Consider the following 26,633-nt stretch of genomic DNA (forward strand, 5'->3'; position numbering starts at 1 on the left):
AAGAGGTTTCAGCATGCAGCCCGATTTTTCAATGGCCTATCTCACCGCCACCGCTTTCACGGCACCCCAAGCCGTGGAAGTCGCGGCTGAAGTCGGCTACCAGCAAGTGGGGCTGCGTCTGTTGCCCAACGGCGCCGGCGCCATCTTCCAGCCCATGCTGGACGCGCCCGAGGTGCTGCGTGAAACGCTGGCGCGTTTGAAGGACACGGGTGTGCAGGTGTACGACCTGGAGATCATCCGCATCGGCGCCAATTTCGATCCTTATGCGTTCCAGCGGTTTTTTGAAGTGGGTGCGCAACTCGGCGCCAAAGCCGTGCTGGTGGCGGGCGACGACACCGACCTCGCGCGCCTGGCGGCCTCGTACGCCAAGCTGTGCGAGGTGATGCAAGCCTATGGTCTGACGGCCGACCTCGAATTCATGCCCTGGACCGCCGTGCACAACGCCAACACCGCGCTCGACGTGATACGCGCTGCCGGCACGCCCGCCAATGCCGGCATCCTGGCCGATGGCATCCACTTTGGCCGTTCACACACCACGCTGGCCGACATCGCGGCGCTGCCAGCCTCGCTGTTGCATTACGCGCAACTGTGTGATGCCACGCCAGGCACCTCATTCACCGAGGCCGAGCTGATCCACACCGCACGGGTTGAGCGTTTCCTGCCGGGTGAGGGCGGAATCGATTTGGCCGGCTTGTTCTGCGCATTGCCGCGCACATTGCCGGTGAGTGTGGAGATTCCGAGCGCCGCGCGTGTAGAGCAGTTCGGTGCTAAAGAATGGGCCCGCAAATGTCTGCAGGCCAGCCAGGCGTTCATCGCCGGGCTGCCGGTGCCACAATAAAGCATGCACACCAAGGCGCCGCGCGTATCCATCCAAACCCAGGACTTCAACCTCGCCGACGAGGTGGCAAGGCTGCGCCTGCACGACCCACGCGTGGGCGCCGTATGCAGCTTTGTCGGCACGGTGCGCGACCGGCATGCGGGCTATGGATCGGCCCAGCCCTTGAACACAGCGGATGCGGTTTCTTCCATGGAGCTGGAGCACTACCCCGGCATGACCGAGAAGGCGATCGAGGCGATGGTCGACACTGCCTTCAGCCGCTTTGACATCTTTGGCGCGCGTGTGATCCACCGCGTGGGCCTGCTGCAGCCGCTGGACCAGATCGTGCTGGTGGCCGTGACTTCGGCCCACCGTGGCGAGAGTTTTCAGGCCTGCGAGTTTTTGATGGACTACCTTAAAACCCAGGCGCCGTTCTGGAAAAAAGAGCAGACCGCTGAAGGCGCGCGCTGGGTCGATGCGCGTGTGAGCGACGACGCGGCGCTGGCGCGCTGGGGCATCACGGCCGTGGGCAATTTGCCAGCTTAATCTTCTGCCGGCGGGTCGGGCAGTGCAGGGCATTCCCAGGCCAGAAGTTCGGCCAGGCGGCAGACAATCCAGGTCGCCTCCAACGGGTTGACACCAGCCCCTTCGGCGCGCAACGCCGTATGAAAGCCCAGCAGAATGGCGGCTTCGGAAGGCGCTTGAGCGTGGTACAGGTGTTCGGCCTGCGTGACCAGCTGGCAGGCCAGGTCTTCACAGACCTCGTAGCGTTCGCGCACCAGGGCGATGGGCGCACGCAGGCGCTGGTGTTTGTCGGCGTAGACGGCGACGAACGACGGTGGGGGCTGGATTTGGTTATCGTGTTCGGAAGACATGGGCGTGATTGTGGCGCACGAACCTGTCTATGCAGCTGCCGTGCAGGCGCTTGAAAAACCTTGGATAGGCCCAAATTAAGCTGCCATAAGGAGTATCCAACCGATGCGACAAGACAAACTCACCAACAAATTCCAGGAAGCCCTGGAAGCCGCCCAAACCCTCGCGGTGGGCGCAGACCACGCCTATATCGAACCCGCCCACTTGCTGGCCGCCATGCTGCGCCAGGACGACGGCCCGCAGGCGCTGCTGCAGCGTGCCGGCATCAAGGTGCCAGCGTTGCAAGCCGCAGCCGATGCCGCGATGAAGAAGCTGCCCCAGGTGCAGGGGCAAGACATCGTGCAGCCCAGCCGCGAGCTCATGAGCCTGCTGCAAGGCGCCGAGCGCGAATCCATCAAACGTGGCGATCAGTTCATTGCCAGCGAACTGGCCTTGCTGGCGCTGGCCGATGGCAAGACCGACCTGGCCCAAGCCGTGCGCGACGCCGGGCTGGACCGCAAGAAGCTGGAAGCCGCGATCGACGCGGTGCGCGGTGGCCAAAGCGTGGACAACAACGACCCCGAAGGCCAGCGCGAAGCACTGAAGAAATACTGCCTGGACCTCACCGAGCGTGCGCAGATGGGCAAGCTCGACCCGGTGATTGGCCGCGATGATGAAATCCGCCGCGCCATCCAGGTGCTGCAACGCCGCACCAAAAACAACCCGGTGCTGATAGGCGAACCCGGCGTTGGCAAGACCGCGATTGTGGAAGGCCTGGCACAGCGTATCGTTGCCGGCGAGGTGCCCGATTCACTCAAGGGCAAACGTGTGTTGTCGCTGGACATCGCCGCCTTGCTGGCCGGTGCCAAGTTCCGTGGCGAGTTTGAAGAGCGCCTGAAAACCGTGCTCAAGGAGCTGGCTAAGGACGAAGGCCAGACCATTGTTTTTATTGACGAGCTGCACACCATGGTGGGCGCCGGCAAGGGCGACGGTGCACTGGACGCGGGCAATATGCTCAAGCCCGCGCTGGCGCGTGGCGAGCTGCATTGTGTGGGCGCCACCACACTCGACGAGTACCGCAAATACATAGAAAAAGATGCCGCGCTGGAACGCCGTTTCCAGAAGATTCTGGTGGGCGAACCTACCGTGGAAGCCACGATTGCGATTCTGCGCGGCCTGCAGGAAAAGTACGAAGTGCACCATGGCGTGCAGATCACCGATCCGGCCATCGTGGCCGCCGCTGAACTCAGCAACCGCTACATCACCGACCGTTTCCTGCCCGACAAGGCCATCGATTTGATAGACGAGGCTGCGGCCAAGATCAAGATCGAGATGGACTCCAAACCCGAGGTGATGGACAAACTCGACCGCCGCCTGATCCAGCTGCAGATCGAGCGCGAAGCCGTGCGCCGCGAAACCGATGAAGCCTCGCAAAAACGCTTTGCCTTGATCGAGGAAGAAATCGTCAAGCTGCAAAAGGAGATAGCCGACTTCGACGAGATCTGGCAGGCCGAAAAGGCGCAGGCCCAGGGCAGCGCCCAGGTGCTGGAAGCCATAGACAAGATGCGTTTCCAGATTGAAGAACTCAAACGCAAGGGCGACTTCAACAAGGTGGCCGAGCTGCAGTACGGGCAATTGCCCGAGCTGGAAAAACAGCTCAAACAAGCCGAAGAAAAAGAGTCGCGCAAGGCCGATGGCACAGCGCCGCGCCTGTTGCGCACCCAGGTCGGCGCCGACGAAATCGCCGAAGTGGTGGCGCGTGCCACCGGTATTCCGGTGAGCAAGCTGATGCAAGGCGAGCGCGACAAGCTGCTGAAGATGGAAGACAAGCTGCACGAACGTGTGGTCGGCCAGGACGAGGCGATCTCGGCTGTGGCCAATGCCATCCGGCGTTCGCGCTCGGGCCTTTCCGACCCGAACCGCCCGGTGGGCTCGTTCCTGTTTCTTGGCCCCACGGGTGTGGGCAAGACCGAGTTGTGCAAGGCCTTGGCTGGCTTCCTGTTCGATGCTGAAGACCACCTGATCCGCATCGACATGAGCGAGTTCATGGAGAAACATTCGGTGGCACGCTTGATTGGTGCGCCCCCGGGTTATGTGGGCTACGACGAAGGCGGCTACCTCACGGAGGCCGTGCGCCGCAAGCCCTACAGCGTGCTGCTGCTCGATGAGGTGGAGAAGGCGCACCCCGACGTGTTCAACGTGTTGCTGCAGGTGCTGGACGATGGCCGCCTGACGGATGGCCAGGGCCGCACCGTGGACTTCAAGAACACCGTGATCGTGATGACCAGCAACATAGGCTCACCCATCATCCAGGCGATGGCCGGGCGTGATGCCGAGGACATCAAGGATGCGGTGCAGGACGAGCTGAAGAACTACTTCCGCCCCGAGTTCTTGAACCGTATCGACGAAACCGTGGTGTTCCATGGCCTGGATGCGAAAAACATCGAGGCGATCGCCGCGATCCAGATCAAGGTGCTGCAAGCACGTTTGGCCAAGCTGGACCTGACGCTGGAGGTGTCGCCCGCAGCCTTGTCGGAAATCGCCAAGGTCGGCTTCGATCCGGTGTTTGGTGCCCGGCCGCTGAAGCGCGCGATCCAGCAGCGCATAGAGAACCCGCTGTCCAAGCTGCTGCTCGAAGGGCAGTTTGCGCCCAAGGACGTGATTCCGGTGGACGTGGACCCGATACAGTCGCCGGGGCAGTTCAGTTTCGGGCGGACCCTGCACTGAGCAGGCTGTCCACGGTAGATTGATAGTTGATTGACGGGAACCTCAGCGGTTCTCGGGCTTCTAACGGCCAGGCTGCAAAGCCTGGCCGTTTTTTTTGCTTATTGCAAAGAAGCGTAAAGCGCATTGCATAGGTTGAAATTTGACGTGTATACCTGCAACTAAAGCAGCCGGGCACGCGTCCCTGCAAATTGTGTTTGTATTGCGCTGGGTGTTCCAATGCAGGGGCCGGTGGTGCACCGGCAGGTTACGGAGGTATGTTTTGGCAGATTTTTTATCGGGTTTGATGCGTTTTGTTCTGCAATTGGCGCTGGTGGTTTTTGCGCTGATTTTTGTCGGTAGTTTGCTGCTGGCGGCTGCGCTGCTGGCCGGTGTGTGGAGCCTGCGCGCTTTGTGGTCCAAGATCACCGGTCGGCCGATTGCGCCGTGGAGCATGCGCATGAGCCCCGGAGCCGGCTGGAACCAGGTGTTCCGTGCCGGCGAGCGCTGGACGCCAGCAGGCCGTGCCGCGCGTGGTGCCGCAACACCCTCAGCACGTCGCGCGACCGATGTGACCGACGTGCAAGTGAAAGAGATTACCGGCCACTGACCGACTCTAAAGTGGCGCATGCCACAGCCGGGTCACCAGGCGTAGCCCACGCCCAGGCCGTAGCTCAACTGGCCGCGTTTGCCGCGTTCGGTGACGATGGGGCTGTCGGCTGCCGAGCCTTCAATGCTTTGGTAGACCAGGCCCAGGCCTATGAGCCAATGCGCGTCCAGTCTGTGCACGATGGCGGGCCAGGCGAACCATTGCCGTATGCCGCCGCTGGGTTGGTAGGCCGGGAGGCCGGACGCAGCGGCCCCTGCGGCGTCTATACCGTAGTAGGTGCGCATGAAGGCGCTACTGCCCCAGCTCAAACCGCCACCCCAGCCAATAATGGTGTTCTGAGAAATGGGCATCCATGCGCTGCCGCCTATCGTGGCGGTATTGCCCTTGCTGACGTTGCCCACGTCATGAAACACCGCCACGCCTAGCCGGGTGCGTATGGGTAAGGGGCCGCTGCTGATATGTGTCCAGCTGAAAAACGCCCCGGCCTCGACGGTGGTGTCGATCTCGGGTAGGCGGCTGACGACCGGGTCCTCGACATTGGTCCGGCCAAATCGCAGGTTCAGGGCGGGCCCGAACTGCCAGGTTTCACCCGCGAGCAGATTGAGGCTGACCTCGGGCCCGGTGAGCTGGATGTAGCGGCCGGCGTTGTCCAGTTGATAACGCGCCCCGGGGGCAATGCCTGCGACGCGTTCCGATGCGCCGGTGTAGCGTGTGGTGGTGCCCAGGCCCAGGCCCACATAGTTCGGAATGAAGTCCAGGCTGGGGCCGGTTTGTGCCCAGGCTGAAGTGCATAGGCCGCTGGCCAGCAGCACGCCGGACAAACTTGAACAGATATACGCTGCGCTGGATTGTCTTGAAGCCACAGGTGAATCCTCTCGGTGAGCCGGTTCGCTGGCGCAAGTTGTATTGAGGGCGGCACTGCGCGTGCCATCATGCCCCATGCCGACGTGTATGGTTGGCGCTGTGATCAAAAAGTAACAGTTTGCATGCGCCGCGATGTTGGATGTCTGGACGGCATTTGTTGTTTTTTCGGGGTCTAAGATCGGAGCATGTCTCAAATCGTCTCTCAAACCGTTTCAGCAAGCCTTGTTGAAGCCGCGACCGAAGCCGGGGTGCACGCCGATAGTCCAACGCCCGCGCCCTCAGTACTTGCTGCGTTGTTCGAAGCCCAGTATCAAGCCAGCCGTATCCAGGTGGATGTTCCGCTCAAGCTGCGGCGTGATCGCCTGTCGCGTCTGTCCACCCTGCTGGATAAACACGCCGATGCGCTGTGCGCCGCCGTACATGCCGATTTTGGTGTGCGTTCACCGTCGCTCACGCAGGTGGCCGATCTGTTTGTGCTGCGCAACGAGTTGCGCCACGCCCAGCGCCAACTGAAGCGCTGGATGGCGCCAGTGCGCGTGTCAACGCCGTTTTACCTGTGGCCATCGAGTGCACATGTGCAGCGCCAAGCTTTGGGGGTGGTGGGCGTGATCTCGCCCTGGAACTATCCCTTGCAGTTGGCCTTTGGCCCGGCCATGTCGGCTATTGCCGCCGGCAACCGAGTGATGCTCAAACCCAGCGAGTTTGTGCCGCGCACTTCGGAGTTGATGGCCGAATTGGTGGGCAAGGCTTTTGCACCTGAAGAGTTCAGTGTGGTGCTGGGCGGCGCCGATGTGGCGGCCGAGTTCTCGAGCCTGCCGTTCGACCACCTGTTTTTTACCGGCTCCACCCGTGTGGGGCGCGTGGTGGCACAAGCCGCGGCAACCAACCTCACACCCACCACGCTGGAGCTTGGTGGCAAGTCGCCGTGTATCGTGGATGCCTCGTGTGACGTGGCCGCCGTGGCGCTGAAAATTGCGCACGGCAAGTTGCTCAACGCCGGACAGACGTGTATTGCGCCCGACTATTTGCTGCTGCCGCGCGGCCAGGAAGAAGCGTTTGCCAAAGCCTTTATGCAGGCCGTGGTGAGGCTGTTCCCGCGCATTGCCGGCAACCCTGACTACGCCGCCATCGTCAACCCGCAGCAGCACCAGCGCCTGCAAGACCTGCTGGCCGACGCCGAGGCGCAGGGCGCGCGTGTGGAGCGGATTTATCCCGATACCGGCCCGGCCTTCACCAGTGGTGAAGCGGGCATGCCGGTGGACCGGCAAATGCCGCCGACCTTGGTGTTCGACGTGACCGACCACATGCGTTTGCTGCGTGAGGAGATCTTCGGGCCTATCCTGCCCATCATTGCGTATGACTCGCTGGATGAAGCCATCACGCACATCAACGCCCGGCCCAGGCCATTGGCCTTGTACTGGTTTGGCAGCAACCGCCGCCACCGCGACCAGGTGTTGGCGCAAACCGTGAGCGGCGGCGTCACCGTGAATGACACCTTGGTGCACTTTGCGCACGAGAACCTGCCGTTTGGCGGTGTGGGTGAAAGCGGCTGGGGCAGCGGCCACGGCGAGGCCGGATTTTTGCGCTTCTCGCAGCAAAAACCGGTGTTGCTGCAGTCGCGTTTTGGTGGCGGCAGCTTGTTCTACCCGCCGTATGGCGCGCGGCTGGCGCGCGCCATGAAGTGGCTGCGCAAGCTGGGTTAATCTACTTTTGCGCCCGAGGCCTTGACCAGCTTCTCGTACTTGGCGAGTTCCTGTTTCATGAAAGAGCCAAACTCATCCGGTGTGGTCGGCACGGGTTCAGCCAGCAGCGTGGCAAAACGGCTGCGCGCTTCGGGCGAATTCAACGCGGCGACAAAGGCGTGGTTCAAGTGCTCGACCACATCTTTCGGGGTGCGCGCCGGGGCGACCAGGCCCCACCAGGTGTCGATAGAAAACCCCTTGAGTGTGTCGGCCACGGGTGGTGCGTCGGGCAGGGCGCTGGAGCGCTTGAGTGTGGTCACGGCCAGCGCCTTGAGCTTGCCGGCGCGGATGTTCGGAGCCGCCGTGGCCAGGTTGTCGAAATTGAAATCGACTTGGCCCGACAGCAGCGCCAGTTGCGCCGGGTTGCCGCCAGGGTACGGAATATGCACGGCAAAAATGCCGGCCTGTGACTTGAACAGTTCACCCGCCAGATGGCCCGCGCTGCCGTTGCCGCCCGAGCCGTAGTTCAGCTTGGCCGGGTTGGCTTTGGCGTAGGCGATGAGTTCGGCCACGCTGTGGATCTTCAGGCGGTTGGCGGTGTCGGCATTCATCACCAGCACGTTGGGCACGCGCACCATCTGGGTGATGGGGGCGAAGTCGGTGGCCGCGTTAAACGGCATCTTGCTGAACAACCAAGGGTTCACGGCGTGTGTGGCGGTGGCGGCTATGCCTATGGTCAAGCCATCGGGTGCCGCTTTGGCGATGGCGTCCACGCCGATATTGCCGCCCGCACCGGGTTTGTTTTCAATGATGACGGTGCCCAGCGTGTCTTTCACACGTTCGGCGAGAATGCGCGCGGTGACGTCGATCGGGCCGCCGGGGGCGTAGGGCACGATGAGGCGAATCGGGGCGGAGGACGATTGCGCAAAAGCGGGCGCGAAGCTGGCGCTGGCCAGGGATGCGCCTACGGCGCCTGCGGCTTGGAGGAGGAGGGTACGGCGTTGCATGCGGCGCATTGTTTCATCCAATGGAGCAATGGGAGCGCTGGCAATCCCTAACCAAGGTGCAGCGCTAGGTAATTGCGCTGTTCAGCGGCTGCACCTGCCTGTCTCCGGCTCGCGACAGGTGTTTGTAACTCTGTGTATTAAATCGGTCGATTCAGCATATCAACCGTGCGCAGGAAGCTATGTATTTTATAGTGGCCTCGGGTGCGCGGTTTGGCGCGGCGCGAGGGCTTGACATGCCGCTGGTCTGGGCGCTTGGGCTCTTTTCTAGCCAACTTCACAACACAGGTTGACGGAACTCACATGTACAAGCTCTGGCTACTCATCTGCGTTGTTCTGGTGCTTTCGGCCGGTATGAGCTGGTACTTGCGCGGGCTCAAGCCGTCGATTCTGGCGCTGCAGTTTTGTTTTACCCGGCGAGGTTTTCTGGCGATCCTGGTGGCCTGGCAAACCGAGGGGGTGGCGCGCTTCAAGAAGCACTTTGTGGCCGACTACCCCTATCTGGTGTGTTACGGGCTGCTGGGTTATGCACTGGCCACGCAGGTATCTTGGCTGCAGCAGGCGCCAGTGGGAGAGGCTTTGTTGGGCGTGTTGCCCTGGCTGCTGCCGCTGGCCGCCGTGTTCGACTTGCTGGAGAACAGCCTGCACCGCCATCTGGTGCGTGGACAAAACGCCATGCACGCACCCGAGGCGCTGTTTTTACTGGCCGGCAGCGTGGCCACACTCAAGTGGCTGCTGGTGGCCGGCTTTTTGATGCTTTGCCTGGTGGCCGGTGTTTGCGCCTTGACTTAGCGCAAGCGACACCTGCGCTGCTGCCGCCATGGGGCAGGCTATTCCTGGATTACCTGTCCGGCCTTGTCGGCTTCCGAGGTGAACGCATCGGCGTAGAACTCGTCGGCGGGCAGGGCCGCCTGGGCGATGTAGTCGGCCCGGGCCGAATCGACCACAATCGGCGCGCCGCAGGCATAAACCTGGTGAGCCGAGAGGTCGGGCAGGTCTTGCAGCACGGCTTGGTGCACGAAGCCGGTGCGGCCGGTCCAGGCGTCTTCCGCCAGGGCGTTGGACACTACGGGTACATAACGCAGTTGTGGCATTTGGGCTTGCAGGGCCAGCACCCAGTCGTGCATGTACAGGTCGCCGGGGCGGCGGCCACCCCAATAAAGCGCCACGGGGCGCGTGCTCGCCTTGGCCAACATCTGTTCCAGAATCGCCTTGATGGGGGCAAAACCCGTGCCCGAGGCCAGCAGCACGATGGGCTTGTCCGAGTCTTCGCGCAGGAAGAAGCTGCCGTACGGACCCTCGAGGCGCAGGATTTCTTTTTCCTTCATGGTGCCGAACACGTGGTCCGTGAACTTGCCGCCCGGCATGTGGCGTATGTGCAGTTCCACGCCCGGCGCGGCCACGGGTGTGCCGGCTGCGGCTTGTGTGTCGGTGCCCGGTGCCGGCAGCGCCTGCGGTGCGCTGGCCATGCTGTAGCTGCGGCGGGCGCCGTCGCGCAGAATGAATTCCACGTATTGCCCGGCGTGGTAGCGCAGCGTGTCGTTCGCGGGCAGCTGCAGCTGGATCACCATGACATCGTGCGACACTTTTTCCAGCGTGCGCACACGTGCCGGCATACGTTTGATGGGGAAGGCGCTTTCGTCGGTGACCTGGCGCGATTCGAGCACCACATCGCTCTCGGGCACGGCGCAGCAAGTGAGCACCAGGCCGGCAGCGGCTTCGTCGGGGCTCAGCGCCTTGCTTTGATGCGGGCCGTGGTGCACCCGCCCTTCCAGCATCTTGCACTTGCACGAGCCGCAGGCGCCATCTTTGCAGCCATAAGGCAAGCCCACACCCTGGCGTATGCCGGCGGCCAGAATGGTCTCGCCCGGCTCGGCCACAAATACGCGGCCGCTGGGCTGCACAGAGACATTGAACGGGGTGGGGCTGGTCATCTTTTGGGTATCCTTGGGGCATCCCTTGCGGGACTCTTTGTCTTCGAGAAAAAGCCCTCCATTTTGCCCTCAATCCAATCTCCACTTGGCGCGCTGCCCGCGCGCTTCCGCCGCGAACGTGTGCTCATCATCGGCTGTGGCGACGTGGGCCTGCGCGTTGCTCGGCAGTTGCCACGTCCGGTACGGCTCCTGGCGCTGACGCGTTCTGCCGAGCATGTTGCGCCTATGCGCGCGCTGGGCATCACGCCGCTGCATGGCGACCTGGACCAAGCCCTTAGCTTGCGCCGGCTGGCCGGCGTGGCGCACCGCGTGCTGCACCTGGCGCCACCGCCGGGTGAAGGTGCTGGAGACCCGCGCACCGTGGCCGTGTTGCGTGCGTTGCAGCGGCGTGGCCGTTTGTCCGCACTGGTCTACGCTTCGACCAGCGGCGTGTACGGTGACTGCGCCGGGGCGCTGGTCAACGAAACACGCGCGCTGGCGGCGCACACGCAGCGCGCCCAGCGCCGGGTGCAAGCCGAAGCGGCTGTGCGTTTTGCGGGGCGCGCAGCAGGTGTGCGCACCAGCATACTGCGCATTCCTGGCATTTATGCCCCTGACCGCGAGGGCGGCATGCCTTTGGAGCGGCTGCGCAAGGGCACTCCCGTGCTGGACGCGGCCGACGACGTGTTCACCAACCACATCCACGCCAACGACCTGGCGCGCGCCTGCGTGGCCGCTCTCTGGCGCGGGCGGCCGCAACGCATCTACAACGTCAACGACGACAGTTGTTTGAAAATGGGTGATTACTTCGACTTGGCGGCAGACCTGTTCGGCTTGCCTCGTCCGCCGCGTGTGCCGCGCAGCACCGCGCAGGGGCATTTGCCTCTGGCATTGCTGAGCTTTATGTCGGAGTCGCGGCGCCTGGACAACACGCGCATGAAACATGAGCTGCGCCTGCGGCTGAATTACCCTACTGTCGAAACGGGTCTGGTCTCCGCGCGATAGTAGAGGCTGGAGGTAAGCTGGAAAAACTGAATCGACAAGCGTCTTTGGTCACCGCCGAAGGAGAGTATCTTGAAACGATCCAATTGGGCTGTATTGCTGGCATGTGCTGCGGCAAGTTCGTCTGTTGCGGTTTTCGCTGATCCTCTGAGCGACCGCATGGCCGCGCTGATGAAGGTCGCTTCAGCCCCCAACTACCAGGCGATGGAAGTGCCAAGTGCGGGCAGCTTCATCGCCGACCAGATCACACTCATGAGCTTGGCCGCAGGCGCCGACAGTGTGGTGTCAGATCAGTTGGTGGAGGTTTTGTCCAAGCCCGAGCCGGTGCAACTGGCCGTGACGGGCGAAGACGATGCCATTGCTGCCGCCACTTTGGAACGCGCCTTGACCAAGGTGCGGGGCAGGCCGCTGGCGGCACATCAGTTGGCCTACATTGGCAGCAAGGAATTCGAGGAACCGCTGACCAAAACCGCCGTCGAGGCGGGTATCAAACTGCTGTTTGTTGTCTACCCTTGAGGGTAGATCATTTGATATCAAATGAATAGCTGCTTGCGTATGTCCTATATGCGCAAACGGCTCTTTTATTGAAGATTCTTAAATGCCCTTGGGCTTGGCCAGCGCACGCATGCGGTCGGTGGCGCGCAGGGTGATGGTCTTGATATCGGCGCCTTGCAATACGGTGAGCTGAATCTGCGCGTCGGGCTCCTGGTGGTCCCAGAGCTTTTTGTAGAAGGTCTCCAGCGTGGTGACCTTGGCGCCGTCCACCGCCAGCACAATATCGCCGGCTTGCAGCCCGGCTGCCTCGGCCGGGCCTTCCTTGCTCACCTGCAGCACTTGCACGCGGCCGCTTTGCTCGGCCGAGGTCAGCCCAATCCAGGGGCGTTTGCTGCTGCGGCTGGTGCCGGTTTGGCGCATTTCTGCCAGTATGGGCGTGAGCAGCGCGGTGGGCACAAACATATTGCCCGGCAAGCGACGCCTGTCCCCCAGGGCATCAGCGACCACCAGACTGCCAATGCCGATCAACTCGCCGCGCTGGTTGAACAGCGGTGCGCCCGAATGATTGGGAATGGCCGGCGCGGTGAACAACGCGGTGTCGATGAAGTACTCCCAAGTGCCCGAAAAAGCGCGCTTGCTCACCAGTTGTGTCATGTTGACGTCGCCATCCTCGCCGCCGGTTGACACCATCAGCACCGTCCCCAGCGCCACATCCTGGGCCCCTGCGATGCTGACGGGCTTGATGCTGCGCATTGGCGTGAGCGGTTGCACCAGTCCAAAGCCGGTGGCGTGGTCGTAGGCCACCACACGTGCGGGCAGCACTTTGCCGTCTTGTGTGGCGATGTCGATACTCTCGGCCTCCAGCACCAGGTAGCCAATGGTGAGCACCAGACCGTCCGCGCCAATCACCACGCCTGAGCCTTTGCGCCGCAGCCCCAAGGATTCGGCCGAGCGCGCGTCTTCAGGCACTTGAGCGGTCAGCCCGACGACCGCCGCGTTGGCCCGCTCCATGGCGTTGATCATGTCCTGTGCAGACGGCGCAGGTGCGGTTGCGGCGTGTACCAAGCTTGCGGAACAGAGCGCCACACTTGCCAGCAAGGGCAGCAGTTTCAGTCGGGCGGTCCACATGGCGATGCCTTTCCAGAAGCCCGCGAATGGATTGCGAGCAGTGTGTCTAGGATGCGCTTAAAAGTGGCCGCCGACAAGGGATTGGCGCTTGTTTTTGGGTAAGAGAAAAACGATTGATGGCACCCTCCTGGCGGTTGGCGGATGCCAGTCCTCTGCAGGCTTACTGTGGGCCAAGCTTCTTGATCAGCGCAGCCAGCATTTCCACTTCGTTGGGCTTCAGATCGGACAGCGGTGCACGCACCGTACCGGCATCGTGGCCGACCAGCTTGGCGCCAGCCTTGATGATGCTCACACCGTAGCCTTCGACACGGTTGCGGATCTCCAGGTAAGGCATGAAGAACTCCTTCAGCAGGCGGTGCTGCGTGGCCATGTCGTCATCGCGCACGGCGTTGTAGAAGTCCATCGCCGTCTTGGGGATGAAGTTGAACACGGCCGACGAGTACACCGGCGTGCCCAGCGCCTTGTAGGCCGCGGCATAAACCTCAGCGGTGGGCAGGCCACCCAGGTAGGCGAAACGATCGCCCATCTTCATGAAGATGGAGGACATGGTCTCGATATTGCCCACGCCGTCCTTGAAACCGATCAGGTTGGGGCAACGCTCGGCCAGGATGGCCAGCGAGTTGGGCGTGAGCTTGGTGCGGTCGCGGTTGTAGACGATGACGCCGAACTTCACGCTGTTGCAGACCTGTGCCACGTGTTCGATCAGGCCTTCCTGGCCGGCTTCGGTCAGGTAGTGTGGCAACAGCAGAATGCCGTGGGCGCCCAGACGCTCGGCTTCCTGGGCGTGCTGTATGGCCACGCGGGTCGGGCCACCGGCGCCGGCAATGATGGGCACCTTGCCGCGGCAGGTGTCGACGGCGGTCTTGATGATCTCGGAATACTCTTTGGACTCGAGCGAAAAGTACTCACCCGTGCCGCCGGCGGCGAACAGCGCCGAGGCGCCGTAGGGGGCCAGCCATTCCAGGCGGGCGGCGTACGACTTGGCGTTGAAGTTGCCTTGGGCGTCAAAGTCGGTCACGGGGAACGACAACAGGCCGGAGCCCATGATGGTTTTCAGATCTTGCGGGTTCATTGGCGTGGTGCTTTCGAAATGAGGTGGTGTGTAAGGTGTCGGTTGTTAGAACTTGTGTGTCATGCCCACGCCAAAACGCGTGGCTTCCAGAGCGGTGCTGCCATCGGCGCGGGCCGTCTTGAGCTGGCGGTAGGCGGTGTAGAGACGTGTGCGTTTGGACAGGTCGTAGGTGCCCATCATGCTGAAGCCTTTGGCGTCTATCACCTGCCGACCGCTGCTGTTCTCGGTCTTGGAACTGGCGTAGCCCAGGGCCACGGTGTAGGCATCACCAAAGGGGGCGTTGAAGCCCACTTCCCATTCATTCGACTTCTGGTGGCCGGCAATGCGTTCGTCGGTTTGCCGCTGCACCGCCGCCACCATTTGGGCCGGGCCGAAATCGTAGTTGCCGGCGACGATGTGGAAGATGTTTTTGCCGGTGCTGTAGCGTTCGGACTGGTAGCCATAGCCAATGCGTATCGGCCCGCCGGTGTACTTGCCGTGCAGCGAGATCATGCGCGGCGCATCGATGGCGGTGCTGGCGTTTTCATCGAAGCTGTAGCTGACCGAACCGCTGAGGGCGTTGTTCATCGGTGTGGCGTAGTAGACGGTGTTGTTGCCCCGTGCCAGATAGTCGCTGCCGACTGCGGCCGGCTGGCCATTGGCGGCGGTGGCGCTGGCGCCCCACACCTGGCCGGTCGATGCAAAGCCGGACGAATCGTACAAATGGTTGGTGGAGCCACGCAACGCATCAAAGGCGCCCAGCATGCGGCCCAGGCGCACTTCACCAAAGCCGCCACTCAAGCCGACATAGGCCGCGCGGTTGAAGCCATCGTTGGAGTTGGAGACGCGGGTGATGGTGCCGGTGTCCGCGCTGATGCCTTGTTCCAGGATGAAATTGACCTTCAAGCCGCCGCCCAAGTCTTCAGAGCCGCGCATGCCAAAGCGGCTGGCCTGTGCGCCGCCACTTTCCACGGTGCCGGTGGCGCCCTGGCTGGTGCCGCCCACCTTGTTGTTGGTCTGGCCCACCCAGGCGTCGACGATGCCGTAAAGGTTGACGCTGGACTGGGCCGACGCCTGGGCCGAGAACGCGCAGGTGATGAGGGTGGCAAGCAGGGAACGCTTCATTTTTCGATGTCTCCTTGAAAAGTACGGCTTTAATCAATCTGACGTCAGTCGTCTGATGAGTTGGCGCATGGTACTTTTTGACGCCTAGACTTCGCACCCGTGAAAACCCTAGTTGGGAAAGGCCGCAGAGAAAAGCTGGAGAGAAAAGCGGCAGGCGGGGCGCGGCGTGGATACCGGCCCTGGCGCAGGCGTTTTTACGCTGCGCTGGTGGCGCTGGTGGCCGTTGTGCTGCTGTGCATGCGTTCGCGGCTATTGGTCAGGTGCATGAACATGGCCGCACGTGCGGCGGCTGGGTCGCCGCGGCGAATGGCTTCAAAAATCGCTTCGTGTTCACGCTGCGTGATGGCCTTGCCGCTCTCCAGCACGGGCTGCGCTTCACCAAAGCGCGCACCCACGGTGGCCAGGCTTTCGGCGGGGGCTGCTTCGGCGCCGGACGGGCGGGGAATGGTGGCGTTGCCCAGGCTGCGCAACACCTCTTCAAAGTATTCGTTGCCGGTGGCGGCGGCGATCTGTACGTGGAATTGAAAGTCTGATTCGGTGGTGCTGCCGCCTACACGGCGCTGGGCGTCAAAGGTGTCCAGTGCCAGGCGCATGGCTGCCAGATGGCTGTCCTGCCGGCGCACAGCGGCCAGGCTGGCGGCTTCGGATTCGAGGCTGATGCGCAGCTCCAGCATGGCCAGTTTCTGGCGCACCTGCACGTCGCCCGCGCCGATGGACAGCAGCGGGCCGCCACCCGCAGGGGCCGCCAAGACAAAAGTGCCCACGCCCTGGCGCGTTTCTACCAGGCCGCTGGCTTGCAGGCGCGACATGGCCTCGCGCACCACCGTGCGGCTCACGCCAAACTCGCGCATCAGGCTGGGTTCGGGCGGCACGCGGTCGCCGGGTTTCAGGGCGCCGTTCTGGATACGCTCGGAAACGCCGTCCACCACGCGTTGTGGCTGGCTTTTGGCCCGGGCGGGGGTTTCAATCATGTGGCGCTTTCATACGTGAATGTGGTTGGTGGGGGAATATACAGGCGCCGTTGTTTTCCCAACAGACGACTGATGCCCCGGAGACACAGCATTTCTTCTAAGCCTAGGGTAAATACGCATAAACACGTCAGACGTGTTGCCTAGAATGACCACAAGTCTGACGACTGATGTTTAGAAAGAACTTCATGAAAATTGCAAGCGTTACCGGCACCGAATTCACTTATCCCACCCGCCGCTCGGTGGACAGCGCGGGCCACTCCCACCCCGGCCCCGAAGGTTTGGCCAAGCTGGCGATGCTGACCATCACCACCGAAGACGGCCACAGCGGCTACGCGTTTGCGCCGGTCGAGGTGATTCGTCCGCACGTGTTGGATGCCTTTGTGCGCAAAGTGCTGGTGGGGCAAAACGCCTTTCAGCGCGAGCAGCTGTGGCATGGCCTGGAACACTGGCAACGCGGCAGCGCCGGCCAACTGACCGACCGTGGCCTGGCCGCTGTCGACCAGGCCTTGTGGGACTTGGCCGGCCGCGCCCTGGGTCAGCCGGTGTACCGCCTCATCGGCGGCTACCGCGACAAGGTGCCCGCTTACGGCAGCACCATGTGTGGCGACGAGCTGAAGGGCGGCCTCTCGACGCCGGAAGAGTACGGCGCATTTGCCGAAAAGCTGGTGTCGCGCGGCTACAAGGCCTTGAAGCTGCACACCTGGATGCCCCCGGTGTCGTTTGCGCCCAGCGTCGAGATGGACATCAAAGCCTGCGCCGCTGTACGGGAAGCCGTGGGCCCCAACGTGCCCTTGATGCTCGACGGCTACCATAACTACAGCCGCATGGACGCGCTGACCATAGGCCGTGCGCTGGAGAAGCTGAATTTCACCTGGTTCGAAGAGATGATGAACGAGCAGAGCATGGCGTCGTACAGCTGGCTGGCCGATCAGCTCGATATCCCCATCCTCGGGCCCGAGAGCCTGTCGGGCAAGCACCATAGCCGCGCCGACTGGGTGAAGGCCGGTGCCTGCGACATTCTGCGTGCCGGTGTACCGGGCGTGGGTGGCATCACACCGACGCTGAAGGTGGCGCATCTGGCCGAAGCCTTTGGCATGCAGTGTGAAGTGCACGGCAACGGCTCGGCCAACCTGGCTGTGTGTGCCGCCATCAAGAATTGCCGCTGGTACGAGCGTGGCCTGCTGCACCCGTTCCTCGACTACGACGAAGTGCCCGCCTACCTGAACACCCTGGCCGACCCTATGGACGCCGAAGGCTACGTGCACCTGTCGCAACTGCCCGGTTTGGGCGAAGACATCAACTTCGACTACATCGAAGCGCACACCACCAAGAAGTATTGACGCCGGTTGCGGTCACACCAGCCCACACCCGCCAGTCGATTCCGAGGAGACACGAGTTTATGAACAACAAAAAGTGGCTGCGGCCACTGGCGCTGGCCCTTGCGCTGTGTGCCGGAGCTGCCGCCTTGCAAGCCAAGACGCCGGTCGACCAGTTGATCGTGGGGTTTAGCATGAACAACCTGCTGTCGCTGGACCCGGCCGCTGCCACCGGCAACGACGTGGTGGAAATCAACGCCAACCTGTACGACTACCTGATCGAGCTGGACGCGCAAACGCCCAGCAAAATCCTGCCCGGTCTGGCCGAGCGCTGGAGTGTGTCGCCCGATGGCCGCAGCCTGAACTTCACGCTGCGCACGGGTGTCAAGTTCCAGTCCGGCAATCCCTTGACCGCTGAAGACGTGGCCTGGTCGCTGCAGCGTGTGTTGAAGCTCAACCTGGCCATGGCTTCGCCGTGGAAGAGTTATGGCTTCAGCGCCAAAAACGTCGACAAGGTGGTGCGCGCCACCGATGCGCAAACCCTGGTGATCGACCTGCCCGTGGCCACCGACCCGAAGATGGTGCTCTACACCCTGGCCACTTCGGTCAGCGCCGTGGTGCTGGACCGCAAGGTGGTGATGGAAAACGAGAAGAACGGCGACATGGGCAACGCCTGGTTGACCACCCACTCGGCCGGCTCGGGCCCGTTTTCGCTGGCGCAGTGGCGCGCCAAAGACACCTTGATCATGAACCGTTTCGACGGCTACTGGCGCGGCCCGGCGAAGATGAAGCGGGTGGTGATGCGCCACATGACAGAGTCGCAAACCCTGCGCCTGATGCTGGAGCGTGGCGACCTGGACCTGGCCGTTGGCATGTCGGTGCCCGACCTCGAATCCATGCGCAAGAACCCCGATGTGGTGGTGCAATCCATGCGCCGCGGCACCATGTATTACGTGGCCGTGAGCATGAAGGATGAAAAGTTTGCCGACCAGCGTGTACGCCTGGCCGTGCGCAAACTCATAGACTACGACGGCATCAACAGCGCCGTGATGACCGACTACGGCGTGCCCAACCAGCGCCCCGTGCAGCTCGGTTTGCCGGCCACCTTGCCCAGCCCGGGCTACACGCTGGATGTGGCGGGCGCGAAGAAGCTGCTGGCCGAAGCCGGCTACCCCAACGGCTTCAAGACCACCATCCGTGTGCTGGCCGATCCGCCGTTCATCAATATCGCCACCAATCTGCAGGCCACCTTGGCGCAGGCGGGCATAGAGGCGAGTGTGCTTTCGGGCACGGGCAACCAGGTGTATGGCGCCATGCGTGAGCGCAAGTTTGAAATCCTGGTCGGCCGTGGCGGCGGCGGCGTAGAGCCGCACCCGCATGGCAGCCTGCGTGCGCTGGTGCTGAACCCGAACAACGCCGACGCGGCACGCCTGACCAACTTCCAGGGCTGGCGCACCTCGTTCTTCAGCCCCGAGCTGAACGCCTTGATTGGCAAGGCCGAAGTCGAGCGCGACGAAGCCAAACAAATGGCCGACTACCAAGAGGTGCAGCGTGTGTATGACCAGCAGGTCGGCGCCATCCAGCCGATCTCGCAGATGGTTGACACCGTGGTGGTGCGCAAGGATTTGCGCAACTACCAAGGCCACCCGTCGGCCACCACACGGCTGCGTGATGTGTTCAAGCAGCGTGGCGATGCTGTAGCCGCTGGCACGACCGGGGGCTGATGTGATGGAGAAAACCTTGTCCTCATTTTTCACCGCTGCGCGTATGCAGGCCATTGGCAAACGTGCGATGAGCGTGGTGCTGACCCTGCTGGGCCTGCTGCTGCTGACCTTTGTGATCGGCCGCGTGATGCCGCTAGACCCGGTGTTGTCCATCGTCGGCCCCGATGCCGACAAATCCACCTACGACCAGGTCTACAAACAGCTGGGCCTGGACCGGCCGCTGACCACGCAGTTTGGCTACTACCTGCGCGACCTGCTGCAGGGCGACCTGGGCAAAGCCATGCTCACCGGCCACAAGGTGACCGACGATCTGGTCCGGGTGCTGCCGGCCACTGTGGAGCTGGCCACCATGGCGATCCTGCTGGGCACCTGTGTGGGCATTCCGCTGGGCGTGTTTGCCGCCACGCGCCGTGGCCGCCTGGCCGACCACGTGGTGCGGGTGATCAGCCTGTTTGGTTATTCCACACCGGTGTTCTGGTTCGGCATGATGGGCTTGCTGGTGTTCTATGCCTGGCTGGGCTGGGCCGGTGGTGCCGGGCGTGTGGACCTGGCGTTTGACGGCATCGTGCCCACCCGCACCGGCTTGCTGCTGATCGATTCGCTGCTCGCGGGCGACTGGGAAGTGTTCCGCAGCGCGCTGAAGTTCCTGATCCTGCCGGCGTGTATCTTGGGCCTGCATTCCATGGCCTACATCAGCCGCATGACGCGCAGCTTCATGCTGGCACAGCTGTCGCAGGAGTACATCACCACCGCGCGGGTCAAGGGTTTGTCGGAACGCGGTGTGGTCTGGCAGCACGCGTTTCGCAACATCCTGGTGCAGTTGCTGACCATCGTCGCATTGGCCTACGGCAGCTTGCTGGAAGGTGCGGTGCTGATCGAGACCGTGTTTGCCTGGCCCGGCTTTGGCCAATACCTCACCAGCAGTTTGCTGCTGGGCGACATGAACGCCGTGATGGGTTGTGTGCTGGTCGTAGGGGTGATCTTCATCACGCTGAACCTGCTGTCCGACGCCATGTACCAAGTCCTTGACCCGAGAACACGCTGATGGCTTCCTCCACTCTGACCCGCTATTCCGAAACGCCCGAGTCGGCCACCCAGGCGCTGCTGCTCAGCCTGCGCCAGGGGCTGCGCCGCCTGATGCACAACCCCATGACGGTGGCCGGCCTGGTGGTCGTGGCGCTGTTGCTGCTGGTGGCCTTGTTCGCCCCGTGGATCGCCACACACAACCCGCTGGAGCAAAACCTCAAGCAGGCGCTGCAGGCGCCGTCGTCGGCACACTGGTTTGGCACCGATGAATACGGCCGCGATGTGTTCAGCCGGCTGGTGCACGGCTCGCGCATCTCGCTCTACATCATCACCCTGGTGACGGTGATCGTCGGTCCCGTGGGCCTGGCGGTGGGCAGCATGGCCGGCTACTTTGGTGGCTGGGTAGACAACCTGTTCATGCGCATCACCGACATCTTCATCTCGTTTCCCAGCCTGGTGTTGGCGCTGGCCTTTGTGGCCGCGCTGGGCCCCGGCCTGGACCACGCGGTGATCGCGATAGCGCTGACCGCCTGGCCACCGATTGCGCGGCTGGCGCGGGCCGAAACCCTGTCGCTGCGCCATGCCGATTACGTGGTGGCGGCGCAGTTGCAAGGCGCATCGTCGGCGCGCATCTTGTTGCGCTACATCGTGCCCATGCTGCTGTCGTCGGTGGTGGTGCGTTTGACCATGAACATGGCCGCCGTGATCCTGACGGCTGCCGGCCTGGGCTTTCTGGGCCTGGGCGCACAGCCGCCCTTGCCCGAGTGGGGCGCGATGATTTCCAGCGGCCGGCGCTACATGATCGAGTGCTGGTGGCTGGTGGCCGCACCCGGCGCCGCCATCATGCTGGTGAGCCTGGCGTTCAACCTGTTGGGCGACGGCTTGCGCGACGTGCTCGACCCACGCAGCGAATGAGGACCATGAACATGCAAAACCCTCCTGCCGCAGCATCGGTTGTGGCCCCCAAGCTGCAAGTCGAAGACCTGCACATCCACTTCGCCACACCCGAGGGGCCTATGCACGCCGTGCGTGGTGTGTCGTTCAACCTGGCGCGTGAAAAGCTGGCGATTGTGGGTGAGTCCGGTTCGGGCAAATCCACCGTGGGCCGAGCGCTGCTCAAGCTGCACCCGCGCAGCGCCAAGATCGAAGCACGCAAGTTGGCGTTTGACGGCATCGACCTGTTGAACGCCAGCCCCAAGGCCATGCAGAAGATTCGCGGCCAACGCATGTCCATGATCATGCAGGACCCCAAGTATTCGCTGAACCCGGTGGTGCGTGTAGGCCAGCAAATTGCCGAGGCCTATCTGGCGCACCACGACGTGCCGCGTGCCGAGGCTTACGAGCGCACCATGGTCATGCTGGAATCGGTGCGTATCCGCGACCCGCAGCGGGTGTTCAACCTCTACCCGCACGAGGTGTCGGGCGGCATGGGCCAGCGCATCATGATCGCCATGATGCTCATCACCGAGCCCGAGATTCTGATTGCCGACGAACCTACTTCGGCACTTGACGTGTCGGTGCGGCTGCAGGTGCTGGCGGTGCTGGATGAATTGGTGAGCCAGCGCGGCCTGGGGCTGCTGTTCATCAGCCACGACCTGAACATGGTGCGCCACTTCTGCGACCGCGTGTTGGTGATGTATGCCGGCCGGGTGGTCGAGAGCATCGCCGCCGCCGACCTGGACCATGCCGAGCACCCCTATACCCGTGGCCTGCTCAGCGCCTTGCCTAGCCTGGACCAGCGCCGCAAGCGCCTGCCGGTGTTGCAGCGCGACCCGTCCTGGCTCACCAGCTAAATCACCCGCAAAAGCGACCCAAGGATCCAGCATGGAAATGATAGACGTCAAGGCATTGAACCTGGCCTTTGGCTCCGCCAAGGTGCTCAACGATGTGAATCTGCAGGTGCGCACGGGCCAATCGTTTGGCCTGGTGGGCGAGTCGGGTTCAGGCAAAACCACGGTGCTGCGCTGTCTGGCCGGCCAATACACCCACTGGACCGGCAGCGCCGAAATGGCCGGGCGCGCGCTCACACACAAGCTGGATCGTTCGCGTTGCCGTGAAGTGCAAATGGTGTTTCAAGACCCCTACGGCTCACTCCATCCGCGCCACACCATACACACCGTGCTGGCCGAGCCGCTGCGCATCCACGGCATAGGTGATCAGCGCGAGCGCATCGAAAGCATTCTGGGCAAGGTGGGGCTGAACAGCAGCTTTCGCTTCCGTTACCCGCACCAGTTGTCTGGCGGCCAACGCCAGCGTGTGGCGATTGCGCGCGCGCTGATTCTGGAGCCACGTGTGTTGCTGCTCGACGAGCCCACGTCGGCGCTCGACGTCTCGGTGCAGGCCGAGATCCTGAACCTGCTGGCCGAGTTGCGCGAGCGCGATGGACTCACCTACCTGATGGTGACACACGACCTGGGTGTGGTGGCGCATCTTTGTGACCAGGTGGCGGTGATGCAGCAGGGCCGCATTGTCGAAACCTTGTCGGTCGACGCTTTGTGTGCCGATCAAGCGCAGCACCCCTATACCCGCATGCTGGTCAACGCCACACGCAACCATGGGCACACCATGGAAGAGGCTGCCACGGTCTAGCTGTAGCCGCCCACATAGCGGACTCCAAGGCGGCGCCAGACCGCTGCGCCGCGAAGATTTTCTAACCCCGGAGACAACCATGCTGAACCGCCGCCGCGTTCTCGCGGCTTCCCTTGCCGCGCCCTTTGCATCCCATCTGCCCCTGGTCAGTGCGGCCGAAACCGCGCCGCTGCTCATCGATTCCCACGTGCACGTCTGGAAGCGCGATCCGGCCTTTCCGTTCGCGCAAGGCCGCAAGCCACCCGAGTTTGATGCGTCTGCCGAGATGCTGCTGGCGCTGATGCAGGCCAACGGCGTGTCGCGCACGGTGATCGTGCAGGTGATCCACTACCGTTGGGACAACAGCTACCTGGCCGATGTGCTGAAGCGCTACCCGGACAAGTTTCAGGGCATCTGCCGCGTCAACCCCGAGGACCCGGCGGCGCCCGATCACCTGAGCCGGCTCACCTTGGAGCAAGGCTTTCGTGGTGTGCGCCTGAGCCCATCCGACCAGGCCGACGGCGACTGGATTCGTGGTCCGCTGATGCCACCCTTGTGGCGCCGTTGTGCCGAGTTGAAGGTGCCTATGACCATTTTGGCTTCGCCACAACGCATGGCCGACCTGGTGCCCTTGATCGAGCAGAACCCCGACCTGACCGTGGTAATAGACCACATGGCCGACGCGCTGCCTGACCAGCCGCAGCAGCTCGAGGCATTGCTTGCGCTGGCGCGTTTCCCCAAGGTGTTTGTGAAGATCTCGCATGTGCCGCGTTTGTCGAAACAGGCCTATCCCTACGCCGATGCGTTCGACCAGGTGAAACGTGTGATAGACCGCTTTGGCGCGGGCCGCTGCATGTGGGGCACCGACTGGCCAATCTCGCTGAGCGAGTTGCCTTACGACAGGATGGTGGCGGTGTACCGCGACAACCTGGGCTTTTTGTCGGCCAGCGATAGACAGCAGATCTTGTCGGGCACGGTGCAGAAGATCTGGCCGTTCGGGCTCTGAACTGGCTTAAAAAAGCCCGCTGAAAGCGGGCAAGAACCGACGCGAGAGAGGGAGGGAGGATTTCAACGTCGGTTCAGATCAGCATCAGGCGCCATTGGGCCGCGAGGTACAACCGTTGCGGGATGGAGATGTTCATCTGCTGCCGGGTTTTGGCAACAGGCGCATTCGGTGGTGCCTTGTGGTCAATAAAATCTACCGCGGCCATCAACTCGCGGGTCTCAATCCAGTGAGAGCCCGGACCGTAAAGCTTGTTGGACGCGTTGCACAGCAAGCGCATATTCAACGCCGACTCTTTGGTTTCTTCTTCCCAGCCGCTGTAAGAGGGCGTGCTGTAAATGTGCGCCGATGGATGGACAGCGCTGGGCAGCCAACAGATTCGTACTTGTTGCATGGTGTTCACGCGCGGGCTGTTGTGACCGGCCCACTATACGAATGAGCTCAGAAAAAAGTGCAAGCCGCCTGCTTATTCGTTTGTAGGCGCGTGCGCACAACAAACATGTATTTGCGCTGCTTCTCATCAAGAGGACGGGCGCAGGAAGGCTGCATTCGAAAACCAACTGCATCACCGGTTGAAGCGGGTTGATGAGGCTTTTTCGCGTCGATGGATGTGGATTGCGCTACTGCTCCCAGTGATCCTTGGCGCGGCTGCCATAGAGGCTCTGATGTGGCGTCTTCATTTCGGGTTCAATGTCTAAGCCTGAACCTAATTGGATCCCATGATGGACCACGACTCAGCGTGGCTCCGCCCAGCCATTAAGCTTTTCAGCGCGATCAAATTGGGCGCGACCCGCTTCAGGATATTCCCATACGGAAAAAAAACCGTAAGCGTTCACCTTGGTTGGCTCCCCTAAAAGAGAGCGCACATCGCTATCAGTCATGCCCCGCTTTAGCGCGCGCCAATTTTCTCTTTGTCGCCAACCTTCCGCCTGGTTGATGACGGGCTTTGGGCTCGGTGAAGGAGACGCGGCCCGCATCTGTTGCCTTTCAAGCTGATTTACGCGTTCCTCTAACTGGCGAACGCGCTCTTCAAGCGACTGCGCGGACGCAACGGTGAAAAGCAGTAGACCCAAAGCGATGCCGGTTAAACGTTTGATCATTCTGGCGTCCTTCTCTATACGGCTCATCCAGGCCTGCCATCAGCAGCGCCTGGTGCATTGGATGTCGCCCTTGCCGGCGAGCAGCTAGATCTCCGTGATGCGCGCCCATTCTTGGGCCTCTCGCTTGGTGCCCCAGACGGCCGACTTGCGCTGCCCATTGCGCTCAACTTCGGCTCGGCATCTGTTCTTGTACTTGCGTATGTACGCTGTCCGCAGCACCTGCCTTGTGGCCCACCGTGCGGGATTTTTGCGGGATTGTGGCCGATTTCTCGCGTTTGGGGGCGTGTGGATGTGGGGCATTAAAAACCCATTTCTCCAATGAAAAACCCCTTGATCGTTTCCAATCAAGGGGTTATCACACTAAGCGTGGTGCCCGGGGCCGGAATCGAACCGGCACGCCTTGCGGCGGGGGATTTTGAGTCCCCTGCGTCTACCAATTTCACCACCCGGGCTAATTTTGTTGCTGCAGAAGCAAGACCCGAATTATGGCACAGTCTAGGGTATGAATTACCTGACGATTGAAGATGCGATTGGGAAAACTCCGCTGGTAGCGCTTCAGCGCATCGGAGCCGCTGCCAATAAAGAGAAAAACAACGTGGTTTTGGGCAAGCTGGAGGGCAACAACCCGGCGGGCTCGGTGAAAGACCGACCGGCGTTGTCCATGATACGGCGCGCTGAAGAGCGCGGCGACATCAAGCCTGGCGATACCTTGATCGAAGCCACCTCGGGCAATACCGGCATTGCGCTGGCCATGGCCGCCGCGGTCAAGGGTTACCGCATGGTGTTGATCATGCCGGAGGACTTGTCGGTCGAACGTGCACAGACCATGAAGGCGTTTGGCGCCGAGCTGATCCTCACCCCCAAGAGCGGTGGCATGGAGTACGCGCGTGATTTATCTGAGCAGATGCAGCGCGATGGCAAGGGCCGCGTGCTCGACCAGTTTGCCAACCCCGACAACCCGCGCATTCACTACGAGACCACCGGCCCAGAGATTTGGGCCGACACGGCGGGCCAGATCACGCACTTTGTGAGCGCCATGGGAACCACCGGCACCATCACTGGCGTGGGGCGGTTCTTGAAGGAAAAAAACCCCAACATCCAGATCGTTGGCGCGCAGCCCACCGAGGGTTCGCGTATCCCGGGCATACGCAAGTGGCCCGAAGAATACCTGCCGAAGATTTACGAGCCTTCGTTGGTCGACGAGATGGTCTACGTGACCCAGGACGATGCCGAAGACATGTGCCGCCGCCTGGCGCGCGAAGAGGGCATCTTTGGTGGCATTTCGGCTGCTGGCGCCTGCTGGGTGGCGCAGCAGATTGCCGAGCGCGAAAGCAATGCCACCATCGTGTTTGTGGTGTGTGACCGTGGCGACCGGTATTTGTCGACCGGCGTTTTCCCTGCGTGATGGCTGCCATGCACATAGACCAGGAACTCGACACCCGTGGGCTGAACTGCCCCTTGCCGATTCTCAAGGCGAAGAAAGCCTTGTCCGGCATGCAAAGCGGCGAGTTGCTCAAGGTGGTGTCCACCGATGCGGGTTCGACACGCGATTTTCAGGCGTTTGCGCGGCAAACCGGCAATGAGCTGGTGCAACAGGAAACGCTGGGTACAGACTACATCCACGTGCTGCGCCGGCGCTAAACCAAGCGACCCTTCAAAAAGAAAAGCCGCCGTGCGCT

Annotated in this window: 27 protein-coding genes and 1 tRNA gene; 17 read left to right on the forward strand and 11 right to left on the reverse strand. The window is 62.3% G+C overall.

Annotation, left to right across the window (positions count from 1 at the left end; all coding sequences use genetic code 11):
- Window positions 1-13: 13 nt before the first annotated feature.
- Together ACFQ95_RS19065 and ACFQ95_RS19070 are read left to right on the forward strand one after the other, a co-directional pair.
- Entirely contained in the window at window positions 14-838 is an 825-nt protein-coding gene (locus ACFQ95_RS19065; RefSeq protein WP_422833481.1) for a sugar phosphate isomerase/epimerase family protein, read from the forward strand.
- A 3-nt stretch (window positions 839-841) separates the two neighbouring features.
- A complete protein-coding gene (locus tag ACFQ95_RS19070; RefSeq protein ID WP_422833483.1) occupies window positions 842-1,363 on the forward strand; it encodes a molybdenum cofactor biosynthesis protein MoaE in 522 nt (173 codons plus the stop codon).
- Here ACFQ95_RS19070 and ACFQ95_RS19075 read toward each other — a convergent pair.
- A complete protein-coding gene (locus ACFQ95_RS19075) occupies window positions 1,360-1,692 on the reverse strand; it encodes a hypothetical protein (protein WP_422833485.1) in 333 nt (110 codons plus the stop codon). The two genes, ACFQ95_RS19070 and ACFQ95_RS19075, sit on opposite strands and share 4 nt — an antisense overlap.
- A 103-nt stretch (window positions 1,693-1,795) precedes the next feature.
- Here ACFQ95_RS19075 and clpB point away from each other — a divergent pair, with 103 nt between their 5' ends.
- Together clpB and ACFQ95_RS19085 are read left to right on the forward strand one after the other, a co-directional pair.
- Complete coding sequence (gene clpB / locus ACFQ95_RS19080; RefSeq protein WP_422833487.1) at window positions 1,796-4,396, forward strand: ATP-dependent chaperone ClpB; 2,601 nt, start codon at window positions 1,796-1,798, stop codon at window positions 4,394-4,396.
- A 259-nt stretch (window positions 4,397-4,655) separates the two neighbouring features.
- Window positions 4,656-4,982: a hypothetical protein gene (locus tag ACFQ95_RS19085; RefSeq protein ID WP_422833489.1), complete on the forward strand. Its 327-nt coding sequence runs from the start codon at window positions 4,656-4,658 to the stop codon at window positions 4,980-4,982.
- A 32-nt stretch (window positions 4,983-5,014) separates the two neighbouring features.
- Here the strand turns inward: ACFQ95_RS19085 and ACFQ95_RS19090 are convergent, their stop codons facing one another.
- Window positions 5,015-5,845 carry a MipA/OmpV family protein gene (locus tag ACFQ95_RS19090; protein ID WP_422833491.1) on the reverse strand — a complete coding sequence of 277 codons (831 nt, stop codon included), beginning with the start codon at window positions 5,843-5,845 and terminating at the stop codon, window positions 5,015-5,017.
- Window positions 5,846-6,031: 186 nt separating this feature from the next.
- On the opposite strand from ACFQ95_RS19090, the gene ACFQ95_RS19095 reads away from it, so the two are divergent.
- The gene (locus ACFQ95_RS19095) at window positions 6,032-7,549 is read left to right on the forward strand and encodes a coniferyl aldehyde dehydrogenase (RefSeq protein ID WP_422833492.1); all 1,518 of its coding nucleotides are present in this window, start codon (window positions 6,032-6,034) and stop codon (window positions 7,547-7,549) included.
- Here the strand turns inward: ACFQ95_RS19095 and ACFQ95_RS19100 are convergent.
- Complete coding sequence (locus tag ACFQ95_RS19100) at window positions 7,546-8,535, reverse strand: Bug family tripartite tricarboxylate transporter substrate binding protein (RefSeq protein ID WP_422833494.1); 990 nt, start codon at window positions 8,533-8,535, stop codon at window positions 7,546-7,548. The genes ACFQ95_RS19095 and ACFQ95_RS19100 overlap by 4 nt on opposite strands.
- A 300-nt stretch (window positions 8,536-8,835) precedes the next feature.
- On the opposite strand from ACFQ95_RS19100, the gene ACFQ95_RS19105 reads away from it, so the two are divergent.
- Complete coding sequence (locus tag ACFQ95_RS19105; protein WP_422833496.1) at window positions 8,836-9,324, forward strand: hypothetical protein; 489 nt, start codon at window positions 8,836-8,838, stop codon at window positions 9,322-9,324.
- Window positions 9,325-9,362: 38 nt separating this feature from the next.
- Here the strand turns inward: ACFQ95_RS19105 and ACFQ95_RS19110 are convergent, their stop codons facing one another.
- Window positions 9,363-10,466 (reverse strand): CDP-6-deoxy-delta-3,4-glucoseen reductase, encoded by a 1,104-nt coding sequence (locus tag ACFQ95_RS19110; RefSeq protein WP_422833498.1) that lies wholly within the window; start codon window positions 10,464-10,466, stop codon window positions 9,363-9,365.
- Between the two features lie 63 nt (window positions 10,467-10,529).
- Between ACFQ95_RS19110 and ACFQ95_RS19115 the strand changes: the two genes are divergently transcribed.
- Window positions 10,530-11,450: an SDR family oxidoreductase gene (locus ACFQ95_RS19115; RefSeq protein WP_422833500.1), complete on the forward strand. Its 921-nt coding sequence runs from the start codon at window positions 10,530-10,532 to the stop codon at window positions 11,448-11,450.
- Between the two features lie 69 nt (window positions 11,451-11,519).
- Window positions 11,520-11,963: a hypothetical protein gene (locus ACFQ95_RS19120; protein ID WP_422833501.1), complete on the forward strand. Its 444-nt coding sequence runs from the start codon at window positions 11,520-11,522 to the stop codon at window positions 11,961-11,963.
- 78 nt (window positions 11,964-12,041) lie between these two features.
- Here ACFQ95_RS19120 and ACFQ95_RS19125 read toward each other — a convergent pair whose 3' ends face one another.
- From ACFQ95_RS19125 to ACFQ95_RS19140, 4 genes are all read right to left on the reverse strand, one after another.
- On the reverse strand, window positions 12,042-13,070 hold the full coding sequence (locus tag ACFQ95_RS19125; protein ID WP_422833503.1) for a S1C family serine protease: 1,029 nt from the start codon (window positions 13,068-13,070) through the stop codon (window positions 12,042-12,044).
- A 160-nt stretch (window positions 13,071-13,230) separates the two neighbouring features.
- On the reverse strand, window positions 13,231-14,142 hold the full coding sequence (kdgD, locus tag ACFQ95_RS19130) for a 5-dehydro-4-deoxyglucarate dehydratase (RefSeq protein ID WP_422833505.1): 912 nt from the start codon (window positions 14,140-14,142) through the stop codon (window positions 13,231-13,233).
- 45 nt (window positions 14,143-14,187) lie between these two features.
- Window positions 14,188-15,246 (reverse strand): porin, encoded by a 1,059-nt coding sequence (locus ACFQ95_RS19135; protein ID WP_422833506.1) that lies wholly within the window; start codon window positions 15,244-15,246, stop codon window positions 14,188-14,190.
- A 194-nt stretch (window positions 15,247-15,440) separates the two neighbouring features.
- Window positions 15,441-16,217: a FadR/GntR family transcriptional regulator gene (locus ACFQ95_RS19140; protein ID WP_422833507.1), complete on the reverse strand. Its 777-nt coding sequence runs from the start codon at window positions 16,215-16,217 to the stop codon at window positions 15,441-15,443.
- 185 nt (window positions 16,218-16,402) lie between these two features.
- Between ACFQ95_RS19140 and ACFQ95_RS19145 the strand changes: the two genes are divergently transcribed.
- The 7 genes from ACFQ95_RS19145 (at window position 16,403) to ACFQ95_RS19175 (ending at window position 23,857) form a co-directional block, all read left to right on the forward strand.
- Window positions 16,403-17,557: a mandelate racemase family protein gene (locus tag ACFQ95_RS19145; protein WP_422833509.1), complete on the forward strand. Its 1,155-nt coding sequence runs from the start codon at window positions 16,403-16,405 to the stop codon at window positions 17,555-17,557.
- Between the two features lie 59 nt (window positions 17,558-17,616).
- A complete protein-coding gene (locus ACFQ95_RS19150) occupies window positions 17,617-19,257 on the forward strand; it encodes an ABC transporter substrate-binding protein (RefSeq protein ID WP_422833510.1) in 1,641 nt (546 codons plus the stop codon).
- A 43-nt stretch (window positions 19,258-19,300) separates the two neighbouring features.
- Window positions 19,301-20,302 (forward strand): ABC transporter permease, encoded by a 1,002-nt coding sequence (locus tag ACFQ95_RS19155; RefSeq protein ID WP_422833571.1) that lies wholly within the window; start codon window positions 19,301-19,303, stop codon window positions 20,300-20,302.
- Complete coding sequence (gene nikC, locus ACFQ95_RS19160; RefSeq protein WP_422833512.1) at window positions 20,302-21,198, forward strand: nickel transporter permease; 897 nt, start codon at window positions 20,302-20,304, stop codon at window positions 21,196-21,198. Before ACFQ95_RS19155 ends, nikC begins: the two co-directional genes overlap by 1 nt.
- A gap of 11 nt (window positions 21,199-21,209) precedes the next feature.
- Window positions 21,210-22,076 carry an ABC transporter ATP-binding protein gene (locus ACFQ95_RS19165; protein ID WP_422833514.1) on the forward strand — a complete coding sequence of 289 codons (867 nt, stop codon included), beginning with the start codon at window positions 21,210-21,212 and terminating at the stop codon, window positions 22,074-22,076.
- Between the two features lie 37 nt (window positions 22,077-22,113).
- Complete coding sequence (locus ACFQ95_RS19170) at window positions 22,114-22,872, forward strand: ABC transporter ATP-binding protein (protein ID WP_422833573.1); 759 nt, start codon at window positions 22,114-22,116, stop codon at window positions 22,870-22,872.
- A 79-nt stretch (window positions 22,873-22,951) separates the two neighbouring features.
- Window positions 22,952-23,857, forward strand: a complete 906-nt coding sequence (locus ACFQ95_RS19175; protein ID WP_422833516.1) for an amidohydrolase family protein — start codon at window positions 22,952-22,954, stop codon at window positions 23,855-23,857.
- 73 nt (window positions 23,858-23,930) lie between these two features.
- Here ACFQ95_RS19175 and ACFQ95_RS19180 read toward each other — a convergent pair whose 3' ends face one another.
- The 3 genes from ACFQ95_RS19180 to ACFQ95_RS19190 form a co-directional block, all read right to left on the reverse strand.
- A complete protein-coding gene (locus ACFQ95_RS19180) occupies window positions 23,931-24,257 on the reverse strand; it encodes a hypothetical protein (protein ID WP_422833518.1) in 327 nt (108 codons plus the stop codon).
- A 331-nt stretch (window positions 24,258-24,588) separates the two neighbouring features.
- Window positions 24,589-24,954, reverse strand: a complete 366-nt coding sequence (locus tag ACFQ95_RS19185; protein ID WP_422833519.1) for a hypothetical protein — start codon at window positions 24,952-24,954, stop codon at window positions 24,589-24,591.
- Between the two features lie 367 nt (window positions 24,955-25,321).
- Window positions 25,322-25,406: transfer RNA gene (locus ACFQ95_RS19190), tRNA-Leu, on the reverse strand.
- 50 nt (window positions 25,407-25,456) lie between these two features.
- Here ACFQ95_RS19190 and cysM point away from each other — a divergent pair.
- Both cysM and ACFQ95_RS19200 read left to right on the forward strand, forming a co-directional pair.
- A complete protein-coding gene (gene cysM, locus ACFQ95_RS19195) occupies window positions 25,457-26,359 on the forward strand; it encodes a cysteine synthase CysM (RefSeq protein WP_422833521.1) in 903 nt (300 codons plus the stop codon).
- A gap of 8 nt (window positions 26,360-26,367) precedes the next feature.
- Window positions 26,368-26,595, forward strand: coding sequence for a sulfurtransferase TusA family protein (locus tag ACFQ95_RS19200; RefSeq protein ID WP_422833575.1), 228 nt, complete (start codon window positions 26,368-26,370; stop codon window positions 26,593-26,595).
- Window positions 26,596-26,633 lie beyond the last annotated feature (38 nt).

This window comes from Variovorax sp. HJSM1_2 (genome assembly GCF_049316285.1).
Lineage (GTDB): Bacteria > Pseudomonadota > Gammaproteobacteria > Burkholderiales > Burkholderiaceae_C > Rhodoferax_B.

Coding starts and splice junctions, on each gene's coding strand:
- ACFQ95_RS19065 (WP_422833481.1), top strand. CDS start 14: ATGCAGCCCGATTTTTCAATGGCCTATCTCACCGCCACCGCTTTCACG.
- ACFQ95_RS19070 (WP_422833483.1), top strand. CDS start 842: ATGCACACCAAGGCGCCGCGCGTATCCATCCAAACCCAGGACTTCAAC.
- ACFQ95_RS19075 (WP_422833485.1), bottom strand. CDS start 1,692: ATGTCTTCCGAACACGATAACCAAATCCAGCCCCCACCGTCGTTCGTC.
- clpB (WP_422833487.1), top strand. CDS start 1,796: ATGCGACAAGACAAACTCACCAACAAATTCCAGGAAGCCCTGGAAGCC.
- ACFQ95_RS19095 (WP_422833492.1), top strand. CDS start 6,032: ATGTCTCAAATCGTCTCTCAAACCGTTTCAGCAAGCCTTGTTGAAGCC.
- ACFQ95_RS19100 (WP_422833494.1), bottom strand. CDS start 8,535: ATGCAACGCCGTACCCTCCTCCTCCAAGCCGCAGGCGCCGTAGGCGCA.
- ACFQ95_RS19105 (WP_422833496.1), top strand. CDS start 8,836: ATGTACAAGCTCTGGCTACTCATCTGCGTTGTTCTGGTGCTTTCGGCC.
- ACFQ95_RS19110 (WP_422833498.1), bottom strand. CDS start 10,466: ATGACCAGCCCCACCCCGTTCAATGTCTCTGTGCAGCCCAGCGGCCGC.
- ACFQ95_RS19125 (WP_422833503.1), bottom strand. CDS start 13,070: ATGTGGACCGCCCGACTGAAACTGCTGCCCTTGCTGGCAAGTGTGGCG.
- kdgD (WP_422833505.1), bottom strand. CDS start 14,142: ATGAACCCGCAAGATCTGAAAACCATCATGGGCTCCGGCCTGTTGTCG.
- ACFQ95_RS19135 (WP_422833506.1), bottom strand. CDS start 15,246: ATGAAGCGTTCCCTGCTTGCCACCCTCATCACCTGCGCGTTCTCGGCC.
- ACFQ95_RS19140 (WP_422833507.1), bottom strand. CDS start 16,217: ATGATTGAAACCCCCGCCCGGGCCAAAAGCCAGCCACAACGCGTGGTG.
- ACFQ95_RS19145 (WP_422833509.1), top strand. CDS start 16,403: ATGAAAATTGCAAGCGTTACCGGCACCGAATTCACTTATCCCACCCGC.
- ACFQ95_RS19150 (WP_422833510.1), top strand. CDS start 17,617: ATGAACAACAAAAAGTGGCTGCGGCCACTGGCGCTGGCCCTTGCGCTG.
- ACFQ95_RS19155 (WP_422833571.1), top strand. CDS start 19,301: ATGCAGGCCATTGGCAAACGTGCGATGAGCGTGGTGCTGACCCTGCTG.
- nikC (WP_422833512.1), top strand. CDS start 20,302: ATGGCTTCCTCCACTCTGACCCGCTATTCCGAAACGCCCGAGTCGGCC.
- ACFQ95_RS19165 (WP_422833514.1), top strand. CDS start 21,210: ATGCAAAACCCTCCTGCCGCAGCATCGGTTGTGGCCCCCAAGCTGCAA.
- ACFQ95_RS19170 (WP_422833573.1), top strand. CDS start 22,114: ATGATAGACGTCAAGGCATTGAACCTGGCCTTTGGCTCCGCCAAGGTG.
- ACFQ95_RS19175 (WP_422833516.1), top strand. CDS start 22,952: ATGCTGAACCGCCGCCGCGTTCTCGCGGCTTCCCTTGCCGCGCCCTTT.
- ACFQ95_RS19185 (WP_422833519.1), bottom strand. CDS start 24,954: ATGATCAAACGTTTAACCGGCATCGCTTTGGGTCTACTGCTTTTCACC.
- cysM (WP_422833521.1), top strand. CDS start 25,457: ATGAATTACCTGACGATTGAAGATGCGATTGGGAAAACTCCGCTGGTA.
- ACFQ95_RS19200 (WP_422833575.1), top strand. CDS start 26,368: ATGCACATAGACCAGGAACTCGACACCCGTGGGCTGAACTGCCCCTTG.